Raw genomic sequence first — 17795 nt, 5'->3', positions numbered from 1 at the left:
GTGCCCCCATTTCTACCGAGACCTGCCGGTCCGGAAAGGAAGATACACCACCTCAGGGAGCTGCGCGCCTGGTGTTGACGGCCACCGCAGCCAATCCGAGGGCGTAGAGGCCCGCTCCGAGGAACACCAGTGTGTGCGCGGTGGGGTCACGGCTCAGATCGGTGGTGGCGGGGCCGACGGCGAACGCTGCTCCGGCCAGGGCGGCGACGAACGCGATGTTGAACACGGTGTCCTGCAGCGCGAAGACGCGTCCGCGGTGGGTGTCGTCGATGTCGATCTGCATCGCGGCGTCGCCGCTGAGTTTGACCGTCTGCCCGGCGATCCCCAGTAGGAAGGCCCCGATCGACAAGCTGTTCTGGGTCAGGCCCGATACGGCGGTGAGCTGGGCCACGATGGCGAACACGAGCGCGAGCGCAATCGTGGGGGTGCGTCCCCACCGCGGAAGTACGAAGGGAGTGATCACGGCCGCGAGGAACATTCCCGTGGCGGTGGCTCCGACGGCAATACCGAAACCGGCGAGGCCGCCGGGCAGCGAGCTTTCGGTGTTCTCGCGCAGGATCAACACCATGATCAGGGTGTTGATTCCGAAGACGATGCGATGGGTCCCGATGCCGAGCATCGCAGCGGTCACACCGGGCGAACGCCAGACGGCCAGCGCTCCCGATGCCAATCCGGCGGCAACGTCCTTGACCGGGTTGTCGGTCCGGCTTTCGCCGCCCGGCCCGAGTGACCGGGGGCTGAAGCGTGCGGCGGCGAGCGCCCCGACGATCGATCCGGTGGCGGCGAGACCGACCGCGAGCGCCGAAGCCGCGTCACCGGCCCCGACGACGCCGATCACCGCGACGGCGAGGCCGGCACCGGCGGCAGCGAAACCGGACCCGACGGTGGCCAGTACCGAGTTCATCGGCACCAACCACGACGGCCGAACCACGTGCGGCAGTGACGCCGAGGCACCGGCGAGAACGAACCTGCTCAGCCCCACGGTGGCCAGAGCCAGTAGCAGCAATGGTGTTGCGGGCAGTCCGGCGAACAGCATGATTGCCGTCACCAGGATCAACACGATGCGAATGATATTGGCCCACAACAGGACCGCTCTTCGATCCCAGCGGTCCAGTAATGCACCGGCGAACGGTCCGACCAGGGAGTAGGGCACGAGCAGCACGGCGAATCCCGCCGCGATCTCGGCCGGATTCGTTGCGCGCTCGGGATTGAACAGAATCGCGCCGCTGAGCGCGGCCTGAAACAGTCCGTCGCCGAACTGACCGGCGAACCGCACGGTGGTGAGCTTGCCGACTCCCGGCGACTGGCGCAGTCGGGTGCGGAAGGAGTCGTCGTTCACCGAGGGAACTCTAGTTGCCGGTGGCTACCGCCTGATGCGCAGCCGTCCACCAATCCATCGTGGCGGCGGTGCCCTCGGCCAGGGAGGTCGGTTCGAGCCCCAGAATCGCCTCGCTACGGGTCGAGTCGAGGACGTACGGGTAGCGGAACTGGTAGAGGGTGTCGCCGAGTTCTCTCGTCGGTCCGGGCACGACGCTCAGTGCCCGCATCAGCCAGGGCGCGATGACGCCGACCTTCGGGGTGGGCAACCCGGCTGCGGCGGAGTACATCTCGATCATCGTCCGCTGCGAGACCGCAGGAGCTGTCGGTGCATGCAGGACGGTGTTCCACATCGACGGCGACGCGGCGGCGGTGATCATCGCGGCGGCGAGGTCTGGTACGTAGGTGAACGAGTGCGGGAGGTCAGCAGCTGCGATGACGCGGATCGGCTTGCCGGCCAGAATGTTCGCGATCACGCGCTCGCCCATGTGCGAGGTCATGACGCGGGGCCCGTAGAAGTCCGAGGCCGCGACGCTGACGGTGGGAGTCGCGTGGCGGTCCCTGGCGTCCAACAGTTGCGTGCGCACGCCCAGTTTGCGGAAGGTGGCCTTCCGGGGCGAGTCCTCGCGAATGGGGCCGTCGATTCGGCCGTAGGCGTACAGACTTTCGGGAAAGACGACGACGGTGCCCGCGGACGCGTCGAGCACGCGCTGTTCCATTGCCTCGAGTTTGTCTCGCCACGCGCTGTTCGTGTAGGCGACGTGGGTGCAGTGGTAGACGGCGGTGGCGCCGTCGAGGTGTGGGTGCAGATCGTCGGACTCGATGTCCACCGAGCGACGCTCGATCATCGGGTGCTCGGGGCCGCTGCCGGAGCGGGTCAGCATTCGCACCGAATGGCCCTGTTCGGCAAGTTGTTCGGCGACGGTCCATCCGACGGGTCCGGCTCCGGTGACGACGTGTAGTTGGGTCATGGCTACTCCCTTTCCGATAAACGAGAGCGGTGCTCTCTGTTGCTTCCAGTGTGTACCGGTTCCGAGAAGAAAGCAAGAGCAGTGCTCTCGAACAAGAGCGGCCGTTACTGTGTGAGTCATGGCGAGCACCCCCCGCACCCGAGCCCGCGCTCAGACCCTGGCCGACATCACCCGCATCGGACGCGAACATCTGGCCGCCGACGGTGCCGCGGCCCTGTCGCTGCGTGCCGTCGCGCGCGATCTCGGGGTCGTGTCCTCCGCGGTGTACCGATACGTCGCGAGTCGGGACGAGCTGCTGACACTGCTCGTCGTCGACGGGTATACCGAACTCGGCGACACCGTCGACGCAGCGGTGGATGCCGCCGAGGGGCCGAGGGAGAAGTTCCTGGCACTCGGTCGGACGGTGCGGCAGTGGGGATTGCGCGAGCCTGCCCGGTATGCGTTGCTGTTCGGCAGCCCGGTGCCCGGCTACCACGCGCCGGCCGAGCAGACCACCGGTCCGGGCACCAGGGTGATCACCACGTTGGTGGGCGTACTGCACTCGGCCTGGAATGTTCGCCGACCGGAGGTGGCGCCCGATCTGCCGGGATTGGCGTCACTGCACGACAGCTTCGAGGAGATCCGAGAACAGATGGAGATGGATCAGCCCGACGAGCTCATCGCCTTGGGAGTGATGGTGTGGGCGTCGCTGTTCGGAGCGATCAGCTTCGACGTCTTCGATCAGTACGGTGCCACGACCTTCGCCAACAGGGACGATCTGTTCGAGTATCAGTTGGGACTTCTGACGAAGATCGCCGGCCTCGATTAGGAGTAGGGCGAGAGTGGGAGCCTGCGGAACGACGCGTAGGAACTGGCCGGATCACTTGCGCCACATCCGGCGGTGCTCGGTGCCACAATGGCTAGCGTGGCAACGCATGCGGAGGAACCCGAGGACCAGACGGCATCGGCCTTGCGCGATGTCCGTCCAGGCAGTCTGTTGGTGTCGTCCACCGAACTGGTCGAGCCCACGTTTCGGCGCACCGTCATCTACATCATCGAACACAACGACGCGGGCAGCCTCGGCGTGGTGATCAATCGGCCGAGCGAGACCGCGGTGCACAACGTGTTGCCCAACTGGTCCGAGTTGGCGGCCACGCCGCGGGCGCTGTACGTCGGTGGCCCGGTCAAGCGCGATTCGGCGCTGTGCCTGGCGACGCTGCGCACCGGCGTGTCGATCGACGGAGTTCCCGGACTGCGCCGCGTCGACGGTCGAGTGGTGATGGTCGATCTCGATTCCGATCCCGCGGATATCGAGCCATTGGTCGAGGGCGTGCGCATCTTTGCCGGGTATTCGGGCTGGACCTTCGGACAACTCGAAGGCGAACTCGACCGCGAGGATTGGATCGTGCTGTCTGCCTTGGCATCCGATGTGATGGGGCCACCGCGGATCGATCTGTGGGCGCATGTACTACGTCGGCAACCGATGCCGTTGGCGCTGCTCGCGTCCCATCCGATCGACGTCGACCGGAACTGAAAGCGGCTGCGCCGCATGTGAGTGGAAATTCGTAGCAGGGGTCGAACTTCCGCTCACATCGGCACGCTCAGTGAGAGAAGGCCCTCGCGCTCGAGTGCCCGCCTGATTTCAGTCCGTCGATCACCTCGTCGATGGCATCGCACAGCATTCGGCCCAGGTCCGCGCTGAAACCCTCTCGCACCACGATTCTGAGCACGGCGACGTCGGTTGCGTTGTCCGGCATCGTGTATGCCGGTACCTGCCAGCCGCGGGCTCGTAGTTCGTGGGAGACGTCGAAGACGGTGAAGTCGCAGTGCTCCTTCAGCATGAACGAGAGCACCGGGATGGCCGAGCCGTCGGTGATCACCTCGACGTCGGGATGTGTGTCCAGATGTGCGCTGACGCGAACGGCGGTGTCACGCAACGCCGTCATGATGCCGGTGTATCCGGCCCTGCCGAGCCTGAGGAAGTTGTAGTACTGACCGATCACCTGGTTGCCCGGCCGCGAGAAGTTCAGCGTGAAGGTCGGCATGTCGCCGCCGAGGTAGTTCACCCGGAACACCAGGTCGTCCGGTAGGTCCTCCTTGGTCCGCCAGACCGCGAATCCGATTCCGGGATAAGTCAATCCGTACTTGTGGCCACTGGCGTTGATGGACTTGACGCGCGGCAACCGGAAGTCCCATTACAGGTCCGGGTCGAGGAACGGCACGACGAAACCGCCGCTGGCGGCGTCCACGTGTACCGGTACGTCCGGTCCACCCGAGGTGGCCAGCTCGTCCAAGGTGGCGCAGATCTCCTGCACCGGTTCGAGCTCCCCGGTGAACGTGGTGCCGAGGATGGCGACGACTCCGATGGTGTTCTCGTCCACTGCCTCTCGAACCTGCTCGGCGGTGATGACGTAGCGGCCGCGTTCGACCGGCAGGTATTTCGGTTCGACGTCGAAGTAGCGGCAGAACTTCTCCCACACCACCTGAACGTTGCTGCCCAACACCAGATTCGGGGTACCGGTCCCGGCGCCTTTCGCCCGCCAGCGCCACTTGAGGGCCAAGCCGGCCAGCATCACGGCCTCACTGGATCCGATGGTCGAGACGCCGGTTGCCGAGGCCGAATCGTTCGGATCGAGACCGGGTGCGTGGAACAGATCGGCGACCATGTTGACGCATCGCTGCTCGATGGCGGCGGTGGACGGGTATTCGTCCTTGTCGATCATGTTCTTGTCGAATGTCTCCGCCATCAGCTTCTCGGCCTGCGGATCCATCCAGGTGGTGACGAAGGTCGCGAGATTGAGGCGTGAGCTGCCGTCGAGCATCAGTTCGTCGTGGATGAAGCGGTAGGCGGCATCGGGGTCGATCTGGTTTTCGGGAAGCCGCAGTGCCGGAACGGGATCGGTGCCCAGCCGTCCCGTGTAGGCCGCAGATACGACACCGTCGGTGTGCACGTTCCTCGTCATCGTTTTCTCCCTGTTGCCTCGACTGCCATCCAATCTAGCTCGCGGCGCTCACCACTGCGTCGGGTCGCCGCGCGACATGCTGAGCAATCACCGTGCACACCATCAACTGGATCTGGTGGAACAGCAACAGCGGCAGGACGATCAATCCGACCGGTTGACCGACGAAGAGCACTGCGGCCATCGGCAGCCCGCTGGCCAGGCTCTTCTTGGACCCGCAGAACAGCAGCACCAGCCGATCCTCGAGCGGAAAGCGCGCCAACAGGCCCACGTACCAGGTGATCGTCAGCACGAGGGCGAGCAGAACCACACAGACTGCGAGGACGACGCCGATGCGCCACACCGCCATCGAGGACCACACGTGCTGGTTCTGCGCCTCACTGAAGGCAGCGAAGACGACCAGCAGGATCGAGCCGCGGTCGACGAGCTTGGTGGGCGCACTGTGGCGGGTGAGCCATCCCGTCACCCAGGGGCGTATCAGCTGACCGAGGACGAAGGGCAGCAGCAGTTGGGCGATGATCCGGAGGATGGAACTCGGCTCGATGCCGGCCGAGCCGGTGGTGGTCATCAGTGCGATCACCAGCAGCGGGGTGACGAAGACTCCGAGGATGTTGGAGAACGATGCGCTCACCACGGCGCCGGCCACGTTGCCGCGGGCGATGGAGGTGAAGGCGATCGAGGACTGCACGGTCGAGGGAACCAGGCACAGGAACAACACCCCGGTGTAGAGGTCATCGCTGAGCAGGCCCGGTTTCAGTATGCGCAGTGCCAGCCCGAGCGCGGGGAACAGCAGATACGTCGACGCCAGGATCACCGCGTGCAGGCGCCAGTGCTTGAGGCCTTCCCACGCGTCGCGCGGGGACAGTCGCGCGCCGTAGATGAGGAACAGCAGTCCGATGGCGATGCGGGTGACCCAGGTGAGAACGTCCTCGGCCGTGCCCGTTGCCGGGAAGAGACTCGCCAGCACGGCGACCGTGACGATGCCCAACAGGAACGGATCGAGCACGGTATCGCGCAACAACTTCACTCGGCTAATTTAATCCAGTGCTGTGCGCGTTCGTGCGGTCAGGGTGTTGAGTGTGCCTGCGATCGTGTCGGCTTCGGCGGTACCGATGGTGAGGCGGTCACCGTTGGCGAACGTGACGAATGCCGCGGGGCCGGTTTCGGTGGCCACGGCGTAGTTTCCGCGCCCCTTGACCCGCAGGCCCCATCCGCCGAAGTCCTTGGCCGGATGCACCGTCCGCACCGAGGCCCCGGTGATCTCGTCGATGTCGTAGTCGAATGCGGCCATGCCGAGGCTGGAGACGTAGAGCCCGTCACTGTCGATGTGCACGGTGAAGCGCAGCAGCGACAGCGTCAGAATCGTCAACGGAGCGAACAGGAAGATCGGCCACAGTGAGCCGGACAGGTAACACGTCAGAGCCGCGGCGGCCAGGGCTACCGCCACTACGGTGATACCCGCGACACGGCTGGCACCGACGCGGACGACCAGAGGCAACTCGGCACCGCAGCGAGGTAGATCGGAGTGCGGCGGGGACGTGGCGAGCACGTGTTCGCGGTGGTCTCGCAACCTGGAAGCGCCGAACAACCCGGCGGCGAAGCCGACGACGCTGCCCGCCGCGATGGCCCAACCAGGGATGGTGACACTCTGACCGGACGCCAGATCCAACTCCCGGACCAGGGTGGCGATCTGCAGGACGCCGATCACTCCGACGACGGTCAGCCCGATGATCAGCATCGTCCGGCGCATGATGAGCAGGACCCGGGCCAGCGATGCGACCGCACTGCAGCCGCCGCCGACCAGCACGATCACGATCGCGAGGGTCCAGGTGCTCGAGATCGGATTGGAGAAGTCGTCCGGATCGGTGCCACTGAAGTGCGTGGCGACCTGCTCGGGTAGTCGACTGTGCCACAGGTGGGCCAAGACGGGTCCGAGTGCGGCCACGGCGAGCGGGACCACTACGCCGAACAGCACCCCGACAGGATCGAAGGTGCGCACGGACTTCGGCTTCATGGCGGGTCAGCTCGGCTGGCAGGCGTCCTTGAGGCTGCACGAGATGCAGGACTGTCCACATCCGTCGGCCTCGGCGGGCGCAGGGACGGCCGCTGCGGCGCGGGCTCCGATCGACCCGCCTGCAGCTGCAATGAACAGTGCGGCCACCAGAGCCACAACGACCGCGACGACGGCGGATATGCCGCTCAGTGCGAGAGCGGCCACCGCGCCGAGCGCCAGGACCAGCGCCGACGCGGCGGTGGTGGGCCCCGCGACGCGGTTGGCGAGGGTGAAGGTCTCGTCGTCACGCATGGCCTCGGCCGTGCGAACACCGGCGAAGCGGTTGCGTGGGAGCCGCCCCAGCAGCGACGCGAGCGCGACAGCGCCGACGACGAGGGCGAGCACGAACAACACAACGGAGACGATGACCACGTGGTCAGGATACGGCGCAGCGAGGTCCTGGTATCAGGCGGGCCGCGTCACACTTTAGGCTGGTGGGTGTGACCGATTCCGTTGACGCATCCACCGACGCCGCACACGAGTACCGCTACACCGCTGAACTCGCCGGGCGCATCGAGGAGCAGTGGCAGGACCTGTGGGAAGCCCAGGGCACGTTCGACGCGCCCAACCCGGTCGGAACACTCGCCGGAGACGTCCCGAAGGACAAGCTGTTCGTCCAGGACATGTTCCCGTATCCGTCGGGCAGTGGGCTGCACGTCGGCCATCCCCTCGGATACATCGCCACCGACGTCTTCGCGCGGTACCACCGCATGCAGGGTCGCAACGTGTTGCATGCCCTCGGCTACGACGCGTTCGGTCTGCCTGCCGAGCAGTACGCCGTGCAGACGGGTACGCATCCGCGTAGCACCACCGAGGACAACATCGTCAACATGCGACGCCAACTGCGCCGCCTCGGCCTCGGTCACGACCGGAGGCGATCCCTGGCGACGACGGACGTCGACTTCTACCACTGGACGCAGTGGATCTTTCTGCAGATCTTCAATGCCTGGTTCGACGCCGATCTAGGTAAGGCGCGACCCGTCTCGGAACTGGAGGCCGAGTTCGCCTCGGGTGAGCGCACGCTCGAGGACGGCCGAAGCTGGGATTCGCTCACCGTCGGTGAACGCCGCGAGGTGATCGACGGTTTCCGTCTGGTGTACGAGTCCAACTCGATGGTCAACTGGTGCCCCGGTCTGGGAACGGTGCTGGCCAACGAGGAGGTGACCGCCGACGGACGCAGTGACCGCGGAAACTTCCCGGTGTTCCGAAAGAACCTGCGGCAGTGGATGATGCGCATCACCGCGTACTCCGATCGCCTGGTCGACGATCTGGAGTACCTGGATTGGCCGGAGAAGGTCAAGACCATGCAGCGCAACTGGATCGGGCGCTCACGTGGTGCGCAGGTCTCGTTCTCCGGCATCGAGGTGTTCACCACCCGGCCCGATACCTTGTTCGGTGCGAGCTATGTGGTGCTCGCCCCCGAGCACGAGATGGTCGACGGCTTGGTTGCTCCCGAGTGGCCTTCCGATGTGTCGAGCAAGTGGACCGGCGGAGCCGACACCCCCGCGGAAGCCGTTGCGGCGTACCGCGCGTCGATCGCCGCGAAGTCCGATCTGGAGCGTCAGGAGAACAAGGAGAAGACCGGCGTCTTCATCGGTGCGTACGCCGAGAACCCGGTCAACGGTGAGCAGGTGCCGGTGTTCATCGCCGACTACGTGCTCACCGGCTACGGCACCGGCGCCATCATGGCCGTTCCCGGGCACGACGCACGCGACTGGGAATTCGCGACGGCCTTCGGTTTGCCCGTCCGCGAGGTCATCTCCGGCGGCGACGTCACCGAGGCCGCCTATGTCGGCGACGGTGCACTGGTCAACTCCGGCTTCCTCGACGGCCTGCCCGTCGAGGAGGCCAAAGCGGCCGTCATCGCGCGACTCGAAGCCGAGGGCACGGGCCGCGGCACCATCCAGTACAAGCTGCGCGACTGGCTGTTCGCTCGCCAGCGCTACTGGGGCGAGCCGTTCCCGATAGTCTGGGACGCCGAGGGCAACCCGCACGGTCTTCCGGATTCTGCTCTGCCGGTGGAACTTCCGGAGATCGAGAACTACGCTCCGGTCTCGTTCGACCCGGACGACGCTGCCTCCGAGCCGTCCCCGCCACTGGCCAAGGCCGATGCTTGGGTCAACGTCGAGCTCGATCTGGGCGACGGCCTGCAGACGTACACCCGCGACACCAACGTCATGCCGCAGTGGGCCGGCAGCTCCTGGTACCAACTGCGCTACGTCGACCCGACCAACTCCGAGGCCTTCGCCGACCCGGAGAACGAGAAGTACTGGGTCGGACCGCGTCCGGAGATCCACGGGCCCCACGATCCCGGCGGCGTCGATCTCTACGTCGGTGGCGTCGAGCATGCGGTGCTGCACCTGCTGTACTCGCGGTTCTGGCACAAGGTGCTCTTCGATCTGGGGCACGTCAGCTCGAGCGAGCCGTACCGACGGCTGTACAACCAGGGCTACATCCAGGCCTATGCCTACACGGACGCGCGTGGGGTCTACGTGCCCGCCGCGGAGGTCGTCGAGCGCGACGGCGGTTACTTCTATCAGGACCAGCCCGTCAACCGTGAATACGGCAAAATGGGTAAGTCACTGAAGAATTCGGTCTCCCCCGACGAGATCTTCGCCGAATACGGTGCCGACACCCTGCGTGTCTACGAGATGTCGATGGGTCCGCTGGACACCTCGCGGCCGTGGGCCACGAAGGACGTCGTCGGTGCGCAGCGCTTCCTGCAGCGCGTCTGGCGGTTGGTGCTCGACGAGACGACCGGTGAGGTTCGCGTCACCGATGCCAAGCCCACCGAGGACACGTTGCGTGTACTCAACCGGGTGATCGACGGAGTGCATGCGGATTACGCTGCACTGCGCGACAATACGGCCGGTGCCAAGCTGATCGAGCTGACCAACCACATCACCAAGTCCTACCCGGACGGCGCGCCGCGTGGTGTCGTCGAGCCGTTGATCCTGATGCTCGCTCCCCTGGCCCCGCACCTGTGCGAGGAACTGTGGGGCAAGCTCGGGCACGAGAAGTCGTTGGCGCACGGGCCTTTCCCGCGGGTGGAGAAGAAGTGGCTGGTCGCCGATACCGTCGACTATCCCATTCAGGTCAACGGAAAGGTGCGCAGCCGCATCACCGTTCCCGCCGACGCGACCAAGGACGATGTGGAGAAAGCCGCAGTGGCGGACGAGAAGATCGTGGCGCTGCTCGAGGGTAAGGCTCCGACGAAGGTCATCGTGATTCCGGGCAAGATGGTGAACGTCGTCCTGAAGTAGCCTGCGGGCTCGATGTGTCAGTCGCCTTCGACGTTGCTGTCGAGAGAGAACATCGACAATGCGGTGAAAATGGTGAGTCTGCGGTCGGGCTCGTTCATGAACTTGCCGGTGACCGTTTCGATTTTCGCTATTCGGCTGCGTAGGGTGTTGGGATGAACGAACAGTTCGCGGGCCGATTCTGCAATGTTGCAGTCCGTCGACCGTAGGACCTGGAGAATGCGTCGCTGGTCGAGGCCATCGGGGGTCTCGTCCGCAACCGAACCTAGTGTCTCGTTGACGAAGTTGCGCCGAGCATGCTCGGGCAGCTGGTACAGCAGACCGAGTACTCCCAGATCGCGATACCGCGTCACTCGGTTGATCGCGCCGACTCGGCGCCCCACGGCTACCGCGCGTGCGGCCTGCCGAAACGCCTCCGGATAGCTACGTGGATCGTCCACCGGATCGCTCACACCTACCGCGAGAGGTACCTGCACCCCTCGATACAGGGACCGCGCGAGGGTATCGAGATCCGTCGAGGACGTGATCACCACGACGAGAGCTCCTTCGTTGACGATCGTGATTGCGGCCGGATCGAATCTCGATGCAACCGGTGCCAGAGCGGTGCAGAGGTCGTGCAGCCCGCTGATATCGACCGATACGCCGAACGGTTCGAGTACCAGGAACACCACAGGGTGCCTGGGAAACAGGGACAGCCGCCGACTCCTCCGCAGGCTGGCCTCTCGCTGGGTCAGGTCCTCGCTCAGAATGTTCTTGAGGTTGCGGGCACTCTCCAGTGCGTGGTCGTCGACGTGTGAATCCCGCAGCTTCTTGTGCAGCCGGATGACGGCGAGCAGGCCCTCGACCATTGCCGCCTCGTCCGCTCGCAAGGGGTCAGCGCGGGTGATCTCCAGTGCGGGCAGTGTTCCGGTGATTCCGGACAGGGCAAACTCCTCGGCGTGCTCGGTCGCCGCTGAGGAGTGGGACTCGCTCAGTCGCACTGTCGCTCGCAGGGCCTGACCCATCGCTTGCAGCATCTCGTCGAGGTCATCTGCTCTGTGCAGAACGTCGAGCACCGCGGATCGGGCAGGTGATTGTGCAGGTGGTGTCTGCGTTTTCGCCACCAGCCGTGCGAGGGTGCCGACCAGATCGGTGGCGACCGCGTGGTCGGTATTCCAGATCAGACAGACGCGCGCTTGCTCTGCGCGTGACACCGCTTGTCTCGGAGCGTTGACCTGACGGGACGGAGTGACGACTATCCCCGCCGGGTGCTTCCTGATCAGTGGTTCGAGCAACGACGGTAGGTCGGGCAGCGGTCCATTGGGGCGGGTCGGTTGCCAGGATGCGAGGACCAAGGCACCGTCGAGGGAGAGCATCTCCTCGGCTCGGTCGGCGTCGATCACCGACGTCACAACGGCGTCCCAGGTGGTCGGGGCTGTGGCGATCTGGAGTCCGGTCGCGAGCGCAAGATCTGCGACCGTGGAGCCCGGGCTGGTCACAACAATCCTCCTCCGCGCGCGGGAGACCCGTCTGTCAGGCACAGTAGTCGGGTGTTATCCATCCCGCCGGTCGATCTCTCCGAGATTTCTCTCGGCTCCCGTGCTCGGGCACGCCAGATCGAGCTTCTCGACACCGCTTGTGCGCGTAGAGGACACGCGTACCTTGTCGGCCACGGCATACCGACCGCGTTGCTGACGGAGTTGTACTCGGTGTCGAGACAGTTCTTTCTGCTGCCCGACAGCACCAAATCCGCCGTGGCTCAGCCGGCCCCGGAACAGGTGCGGGGGTGGTCAGGGCTGGGGGGGCTGGGGTCGGAGGGGATGTCGTACTCGTTGGGGGAGGAATCTCACGGCGACTTGAAAGAGAAGATGGACATCGGTCCGGTCGACGCGCCTGTGCTGGGCGAAGCGGGTGCCGGGTCGATGGCCTACCCGAATCTGTGGCCGACGCTTCCCACCGGGTTCAGGCCCGTGTGGGAGCAGTACTACCGGCACATGCAGCGGATCGGGGACGCATTGATGTCGCTTACCGCGGAGCTGTTCGGTCTGTCTGCCGATCACTTCGTCGGTGACTTCGACACCGAACTGAGCATGCTGCGTGCGCTCTACTATCCAGCGCAGCCGGAGCCGCCGATGCCGCATCAGTCGCGGGCGGGTATCCATACCGACTACGGCGCGTTCACGGTGACCTCCGGTGAGTCGACCCCGGGTGGCCTGGAGATATTGGGGCGGCACGGCGAATGGCACGAAGTGATGACCACCCCGGCGACGCTCGTCGTGTTGGTCGGCGATCTACTTGCGGAGTGGACCGACGACCACTGGCCGGCGACCCTGAACCGGACTGTCAATCCCCACCGATCGCTGGCTCTCGACAGTTCGCGCCTCGAGTTCAGCTTCTACCAACATCCCAACGCTGACGTCGCGGTGTCTCCGTTGCTGGGCGGCGAGCAGCAGTCCAACGACGCGCTCATCGCCGGTCGGCATCTCACGGACAAATACTTGCGCCAGACGACATTCGGCCGCCGCCCCCGAAGGTGAGCTCGGGTGTCGACTCCCTCCGGCTGTTAACACCAGAGCACCGTCGAAGTCGGTTGCGTAATGCCGTGTTACGCAGATGTTTCTGTTCACGTGACATGACAGCGGTCGCGTGGATCTGCTGGACGACCGGGCCCTTGTCGACCGTCGACGGCGCACACAGACTTGGCACAGACGACGAACAAGGAGATGAACACGATGTCTGTGGTGCCCATCATCGATATTTCGGCTTTGCACGGCGATGACGACGAGGCCAAGTCCGCCGTCGCCGCCGAGCTCGACCGCGCTTGTCGCGAGATCGGGTTCTTCCAGATCGAGAATCACGGCGTGTCAACCGATGTCATCGACGCGATGTACCGAACGTCGAAGGCGTTCTTCGCTCAGCCCGAATCCGTCAAGCGCAGGGTCTTGCAGCCGAGTCCGGACACCGTCCGCGGTTACTCGTCGCTCGGCGAGCAGGCGTTCTCGTACAGCGAGGATGTTCATCAGCCGCGTGACCTGCACGAGAAGTTCGATGTCGGTCCGGTCGACTTCGACGCTGCCGATCCGTACTTCTCCGCAGAGGTGGCCGGGCCGCACTTTCTGCCGAACCAATGGCCGACGGATCCGGCAACGATGGAACAAGCCTGGACCACTTACTACCGTGCGATGAACGACTTGTCGCGAAAGATCATGAGCGCCTTCGCTCGTGGTCTGGGGCTGAACCCGAACTACTTCGACGACGCCATCGACAGAGACATCAGCATGCTGCGTGCTATCAACTATCCACATCTGACGGACGCGCCGCAGCCCGGGCAGATGCGCGCAGGCTCACACACCGACTACGGCAGCCTGACCATCGTTCGTCAGGAGGAGGCACCCGGCGGGCTCGAGGTGTTCACCAAGGACGGCGATTGGGTGCCGGTTCCGGTGGTGCAGGGTGCCCTGGTGGTCAACATCGGAGATCTGATGGCGCAGTGGACGAACGACCGATGGACTTCGACGCGGCACCGGGTGCGCACGCCCCGTTCCGATGTGAAGGGCGATACCCAGCGCATGTCGCTCGTGTTCTTCCATCAGCCCAATTACGACGCCATGATCGAATGCTTGCCCACTTGCGTCGACGAGGGCAGCGAGCCGAAGTACGCACCGATCAGCTCCGGTGATCATTTGACATCGAAGTTCGCCAAAACCATTGCGCTCACGACATGACGGTGCCTGAGAACAACGCAGCGTCCTTCGAGATCGAGTTGCGTCGAACGGGTTCGGTGGTGACCGTGCCGGCCGACCGTTCGGCTCTGGAGGTGGTGATGGAGCGGGTTCCCGACGCCGAGTTCGACTGTGCGAAGGGCGAATGCGGTGCCTGTGTGGTGACGGTTCTCGCCGGCGTACCCGATCATCGGGACACGGTGTTGTCCGACCGTGCCAAAGCAGCGGGGAAGCGAATCATTCTCTGTGTCAGTCGTTCTCTCACTCGTCGTCTCGTCATCGATCTCTAGGATCGAGGATCGGTGTACTCATGTCAGTAGGTCTGTCCTTCGCCAGCGTGTTCGCCGGCGACATCGAATCGCTCAGCCATTTCTATCGTCGGGTCTTCGGGTTCGATGAGGTGACCGAATTACGTTCCGAGCACTTTCGCGGAATGCGGGTCGGTGACACCATCCTCGGATTCAGCGCCCACACGGCGTACGGCATGCTCAATCTCGAGGCTCCCGAGCATCTCGGTCCCGGCGTCCGTTCTTTCCTGACATTCGAAGCCGACAGCGACGCCCAGGTCGATTCGCTGACCGCGATCGCCGTCGCTGCGGGCGGCACCTGTCTGACGCCACCGGCACGCACTTATTACGGGGCCTGGCAGTCGGTCCTTCTCGACCCCGAGGGCAACGCCTTCCGCATCAATCACCTGCTTCTGCAAGCTCACTGATCCTTCCTGATCTCGCAGTCGCGTCGACCCCACAACCGCAGCGTTGCTCCACTACTCGCGGGAACCGAAAGGAAAAACACGTGTCGATTTTCGATTGGCAGTTGAAGACTGGTTACGCCGTGGTGGCACCGTACGAAAGGCTGAGTTGGCCGCGAACGGTGGGGATCGGCCTGCAACATGTCGTCGCCATGTTCGGAGCCACATTTCTCGTCCCGGTACTGACCGGATTCCCACCGGCGACGACCTTGCTGTTCTCGGGTATCGGGACCATATTGTTCCTCCTGATCACCCGAAACCGACTTCCGAGTTACTTGGGATCGAGTTTCGCCGTCATCGCCCCGACGATTGCCGCCTCGACCTCGTACGGAATGGGCGGCGCTCTTGGCGGCATCGTCACAGTCGGACTGCTGCTGCTGATCATCGGAGTAGTAGTCAATTTCACCGGGGTCGGGTGGATCGAATCGCTCATGCCGCCGGTGGTCACCGGTGCGATAGTCGCGCTGGTCGGCTTCAATCTGGCACCGACCGCCAAGGTCAACTTCGAGCAAGGTGCGGTGACCGCATTCATCGTTCTCGTGCTGCTGCTGATGTCGCTGGTGTTGTTCCGTGGTCTGATCGGCCGACTCGCTATTTTCCTGAGCGTGGTCATCGGTTACTTCGTCGCGTTGGCTCGCGGCGAGGTCGACACCAGCTCGATCGGCGCGGCCAGCTGGATCGGAATGCCCGAGTTCACTACTCCGACGTTCCATCTATCGGTTCTGCCGATGTTCATTCCCGTTGTGTTGGTACTCGTCGTAGAGAACATCGGGCACGTGAAGTCGATCAGCACCATGACGGGCATCAACAACGATCGCCGCATCGGAAAAGCTTTGGCCGCTGATGGTCTCGCGACCGTACTGGCCGGCAGCGGGGGTGGGTCGGCGACCACCACATATGCCGAGAACATCGGTGTCATGGCCGCGACAAAGGTGTATTCCACTGCCGCATACTGGGTTGCCGGTGGGGCCGCGATCTTGCTCGGACTATCGCCCAAGGTGGGTGCGGTCATCGCATCGATCCCGCCGGGAGTTCTGGGCGGTGTGACCATTGCGCTGTACGGATTGGTCGGAATTCTCGGCGTTCACATCTGGGTCACCAACAAGGTCGACTTCTCCAAGCCGATCAATCAGTTCACCGCTGCGGTTGCGCTCGTCATCGGCATCGCCGACTTCTCCTGGAACGTAGGGAGTTTGAGCTTCGGTGGCATCGCCCTGGGTGCTGTATCTGCAGTCGTGATCTATCACGTGATGCGGCTGGTGGGCACGTGGCGAGGCACAGTCGTGGTCGACGAGCGGCTGCCTGCAGACCTCACCGGTCCGGTGCACGAGCCGACCGGGAAGCTGGCGACCTGATGACGACCACGCTGATCAGTGGGGGCACCGTCGTGTCCCCGACCGGGCGACAACTCATCGATGTCCTGATCGACGGCGAGAAGATCGTGGCACTGCTGTCGCCGGGGGCGGCGACCTTCGGGGTCGATCTCGCGGCCGGCGTCGACCGTGTGGTCGACGCCACCGGAAAGTACGTGGTTCCCGGCGGTGTCGATGCGCACACACATATGGAGATGCCTTTCGGCGGAACGACGGCCTCCGACTCTTTCGAGACCGGCACGCGCGCAGCTGCACTCGGGGGTACGACGACGATCGTCGACTTCGCCGTTCAAACTCCCGGTCAGCGACTTCAGGACACGATGGCCGCGTGGCACGAGAAGGCCTCGGGCAATTGTGCGGTCGACTACGGGTTCCATCAGATCATCGGTGACGTCGACGACGATGCCCTCTCTGCGATGGGTGAACTGATATCGGAGGGGGTCTCGTCCTTCAAGCTGTTCATGGCCTATCCGGGCGTCTACTACTCGACCGACGGACAGATCTTGCGCGCGATGCAGGAGGCGTCTCGAACCGGCGCGTTGATGATGATGCACGCCGAGAACGGGATCGCCATCGACGAACTCGTCAAGCAGCACATCGCACGTGGTGAGACCTCGCCCTACTTTCACGGCGCTTCACGACCGTGGCAGCTCGAGGAAGAAGCGACCCACCGAGCGATCATGCTGGCGGAGGTCACCGGGGCACCGCTGTATGTCGTCCACGTTTCGGCGAAGCAGGCGCTCGAGCAGATAGCGTGGGCACGCGGGCGCGGCCAGAACGTGTTCGGCGAGACCTGCCCGCAGTACCTGTATCTCTCGCTCGAGGAACAGCTGGGAGCCCCGGGCTTCGAGGGTGCCAAGTGGGTGTGTTCGACACCGCTGCGTTCGCGGGCCGAAGGGCACCAGGACGAGCTGTGGAAATTCATTCGGACCGGTGATGTCGCAGGAGTTGCCACCGACCACTGCCCGTTCTGCATGAAAGGTCAAAAGGAACTCGGCCTCGATGATTTCTCGAAGATTCCCAATGGAATAGGCGGCGTCGAGCACCGTATGGACTTGATGTATCAGGGCGTCGCGGATGGACGAATCACCCTCGAGAGGTGGGTGGAGGTCTGTTCGACGACACCGGCACGCATGTTCGGAATGTACCCACGCAAGGGCATCATCGCTCCGGGTGCCGACGCTGACGTCGTCATCTACGATCCGCGCGGACACACGAGTATCGGTGTGGGCAGAACCCACAACATGAACATGGACTATTCGGCCTGGGAAGGCTACGAGATCGACGGTGCCGTCGACACGGTGCTGAGCAGAGGAGCCGTCATCGCCTCGCGCGGTGAGTATCTCGGCGTCAAGAGACACGGCCGGTTCGTCAAACGCGGTCTCTCGCAGAACTTGATCTGACCGCTACTTCGAAGAGATTGGTGTGCT

Annotated in this window: 15 protein-coding genes and 1 pseudogene; 9 read left to right on the top strand and 7 right to left on the bottom strand. The window is 64.3% G+C overall.

Going from position 1 to position 17795, the window contains the following annotated elements; all coding sequences use genetic code 11:
- Nucleotides 1-52: 52 nt before the first annotated feature.
- Nucleotides 53-1339: an MFS transporter gene (locus J1M87_RS20700; RefSeq protein WP_206491558.1), complete on the bottom strand. Its 1287-nt coding sequence runs from the start codon at nt 1337-1339 to the stop codon at nt 53-55.
- A gap of 10 nt (nt 1340-1349) precedes the next feature.
- Complete coding sequence (locus J1M87_RS20695; protein WP_206491556.1) at nt 1350-2288, bottom strand: NAD-dependent epimerase/dehydratase family protein; 939 nt, start codon at nt 2286-2288, stop codon at nt 1350-1352.
- A gap of 118 nt (nt 2289-2406) precedes the next feature.
- Between J1M87_RS20695 and J1M87_RS20690 the strand changes: the two genes are divergently transcribed.
- Together J1M87_RS20690 and J1M87_RS20685 are read left to right on the top strand one after the other, a co-directional pair.
- Nucleotides 2407-3096 carry a TetR/AcrR family transcriptional regulator gene (locus tag J1M87_RS20690; protein ID WP_206491554.1) on the top strand — a complete coding sequence of 230 codons (690 nt, stop codon included), beginning with the start codon at nt 2407-2409 and terminating at the stop codon, nt 3094-3096.
- 87 nt (nt 3097-3183) lie between these two features.
- Nucleotides 3184-3801, top strand: coding sequence for a YqgE/AlgH family protein (locus J1M87_RS20685; RefSeq protein WP_206491552.1), 618 nt, complete (start codon nt 3184-3186; stop codon nt 3799-3801).
- Between the two features lie 67 nt (nt 3802-3868).
- Here J1M87_RS20685 and J1M87_RS20680 read toward each other — a convergent pair.
- The 4 genes and pseudogenes from J1M87_RS20680 to J1M87_RS20665 form a co-directional block, all read right to left on the bottom strand.
- Nucleotides 3869-5230: pseudogene (locus tag J1M87_RS20680) on the bottom strand (glutamate decarboxylase).
- Nucleotides 5231-5264: 34 nt separating this feature from the next.
- Nucleotides 5265-6254 (bottom strand): bile acid:sodium symporter family protein, encoded by a 990-nt coding sequence (locus tag J1M87_RS20675; protein ID WP_206491550.1) that lies wholly within the window; start codon nt 6252-6254, stop codon nt 5265-5267.
- A 9-nt stretch (nt 6255-6263) separates the two neighbouring features.
- Entirely contained in the window at nt 6264-7241 is a 978-nt protein-coding gene (locus tag J1M87_RS20670; RefSeq protein ID WP_206491549.1) for a DUF1648 domain-containing protein, read from the bottom strand.
- A gap of 6 nt (nt 7242-7247) precedes the next feature.
- A complete protein-coding gene (locus J1M87_RS20665; RefSeq protein WP_206491548.1) occupies nt 7248-7652 on the bottom strand; it encodes an SdpI family protein in 405 nt (134 codons plus the stop codon).
- A 68-nt stretch (nt 7653-7720) separates the two neighbouring features.
- Between J1M87_RS20665 and leuS the strand changes: the two genes are divergently transcribed.
- Entirely contained in the window at nt 7721-10543 is a 2823-nt protein-coding gene (leuS, locus tag J1M87_RS20660) for a leucine--tRNA ligase (RefSeq protein WP_206491547.1), read from the top strand.
- Nucleotides 10544-10560: 17 nt separating this feature from the next.
- Here the strand turns inward: leuS and J1M87_RS20655 are convergent, their stop codons facing one another.
- On the bottom strand, nt 10561-12018 hold the full coding sequence (locus J1M87_RS20655) for a helix-turn-helix domain-containing protein (protein ID WP_307830888.1): 1458 nt from the start codon (nt 12016-12018) through the stop codon (nt 10561-10563).
- Between the two features lie 51 nt (nt 12019-12069).
- On the opposite strand from J1M87_RS20655, the gene J1M87_RS20650 reads away from it, so the two are divergent.
- The 6 genes from J1M87_RS20650 (at nt 12070) to hydA (ending at nt 17768) form a co-directional block, all read left to right on the top strand.
- Nucleotides 12070-13056, top strand: a complete 987-nt coding sequence (locus J1M87_RS20650) for an isopenicillin N synthase family oxygenase (protein ID WP_206491546.1) — start codon at nt 12070-12072, stop codon at nt 13054-13056.
- Nucleotides 13057-13251: 195 nt separating this feature from the next.
- On the top strand, nt 13252-14244 hold the full coding sequence (locus J1M87_RS20645) for an isopenicillin N synthase family oxygenase (RefSeq protein ID WP_206491544.1): 993 nt from the start codon (nt 13252-13254) through the stop codon (nt 14242-14244).
- Nucleotides 14241-14531 carry a 2Fe-2S iron-sulfur cluster binding domain-containing protein gene (locus tag J1M87_RS20640; protein WP_206491543.1) on the top strand — a complete coding sequence of 97 codons (291 nt, stop codon included), beginning with the start codon at nt 14241-14243 and terminating at the stop codon, nt 14529-14531. Before J1M87_RS20645 ends, J1M87_RS20640 begins: the two co-directional genes overlap by 4 nt.
- A gap of 20 nt (nt 14532-14551) precedes the next feature.
- Complete coding sequence (locus J1M87_RS20635) at nt 14552-14956, top strand: VOC family protein (protein WP_206491542.1); 405 nt, start codon at nt 14552-14554, stop codon at nt 14954-14956.
- Nucleotides 14957-15036: 80 nt separating this feature from the next.
- Complete coding sequence (locus J1M87_RS20630; protein WP_206491541.1) at nt 15037-16347, top strand: uracil-xanthine permease family protein; 1311 nt, start codon at nt 15037-15039, stop codon at nt 16345-16347.
- A complete protein-coding gene (hydA, locus tag J1M87_RS20625; protein ID WP_206491540.1) occupies nt 16347-17768 on the top strand; it encodes a dihydropyrimidinase in 1422 nt (473 codons plus the stop codon). Before J1M87_RS20630 ends, hydA begins: the two co-directional genes overlap by 1 nt.
- The last annotated feature ends 27 nt before the right edge of the window (nt 17769-17795 follow it).

Source organism: Rhodococcus sp. KRD162, assembly GCF_017168335.1.
Lineage (GTDB): Bacteria > Actinomycetota > Actinomycetes > Mycobacteriales > Mycobacteriaceae > Rhodococcoides.
Note: the sequence above shows the minus strand (reverse complement) of the source record. Positions and strands in the feature narration are given on the sequence as shown.

Excerpts from the sequence above, each read along its gene's own strand:
- J1M87_RS20645 (WP_206491544.1), top strand. The coding sequence starts at position 13,252 with ATGTCTGTGGTGCCCATCATCGATATTTCGGCTTTGCACGGCGATGAC.
- hydA (WP_206491540.1), top strand. The coding sequence starts at position 16,347 with ATGACGACCACGCTGATCAGTGGGGGCACCGTCGTGTCCCCGACCGGG.
- J1M87_RS20695 (WP_206491556.1), bottom strand. The coding sequence starts at position 2,288 with ATGACCCAACTACACGTCGTCACCGGAGCCGGACCCGTCGGATGGACC.
- J1M87_RS20670 (WP_206491549.1), bottom strand. The coding sequence starts at position 7,241 with ATGAAGCCGAAGTCCGTGCGCACCTTCGATCCTGTCGGGGTGCTGTTC.
- J1M87_RS20640 (WP_206491543.1), top strand. The coding sequence starts at position 14,241 with ATGACGGTGCCTGAGAACAACGCAGCGTCCTTCGAGATCGAGTTGCGT.
- J1M87_RS20685 (WP_206491552.1), top strand. The coding sequence starts at position 3,184 with ATGGCTAGCGTGGCAACGCATGCGGAGGAACCCGAGGACCAGACGGCA.
- J1M87_RS20690 (WP_206491554.1), top strand. The coding sequence starts at position 2,407 with ATGGCGAGCACCCCCCGCACCCGAGCCCGCGCTCAGACCCTGGCCGAC.
- J1M87_RS20635 (WP_206491542.1), top strand. The coding sequence starts at position 14,552 with ATGTCAGTAGGTCTGTCCTTCGCCAGCGTGTTCGCCGGCGACATCGAA.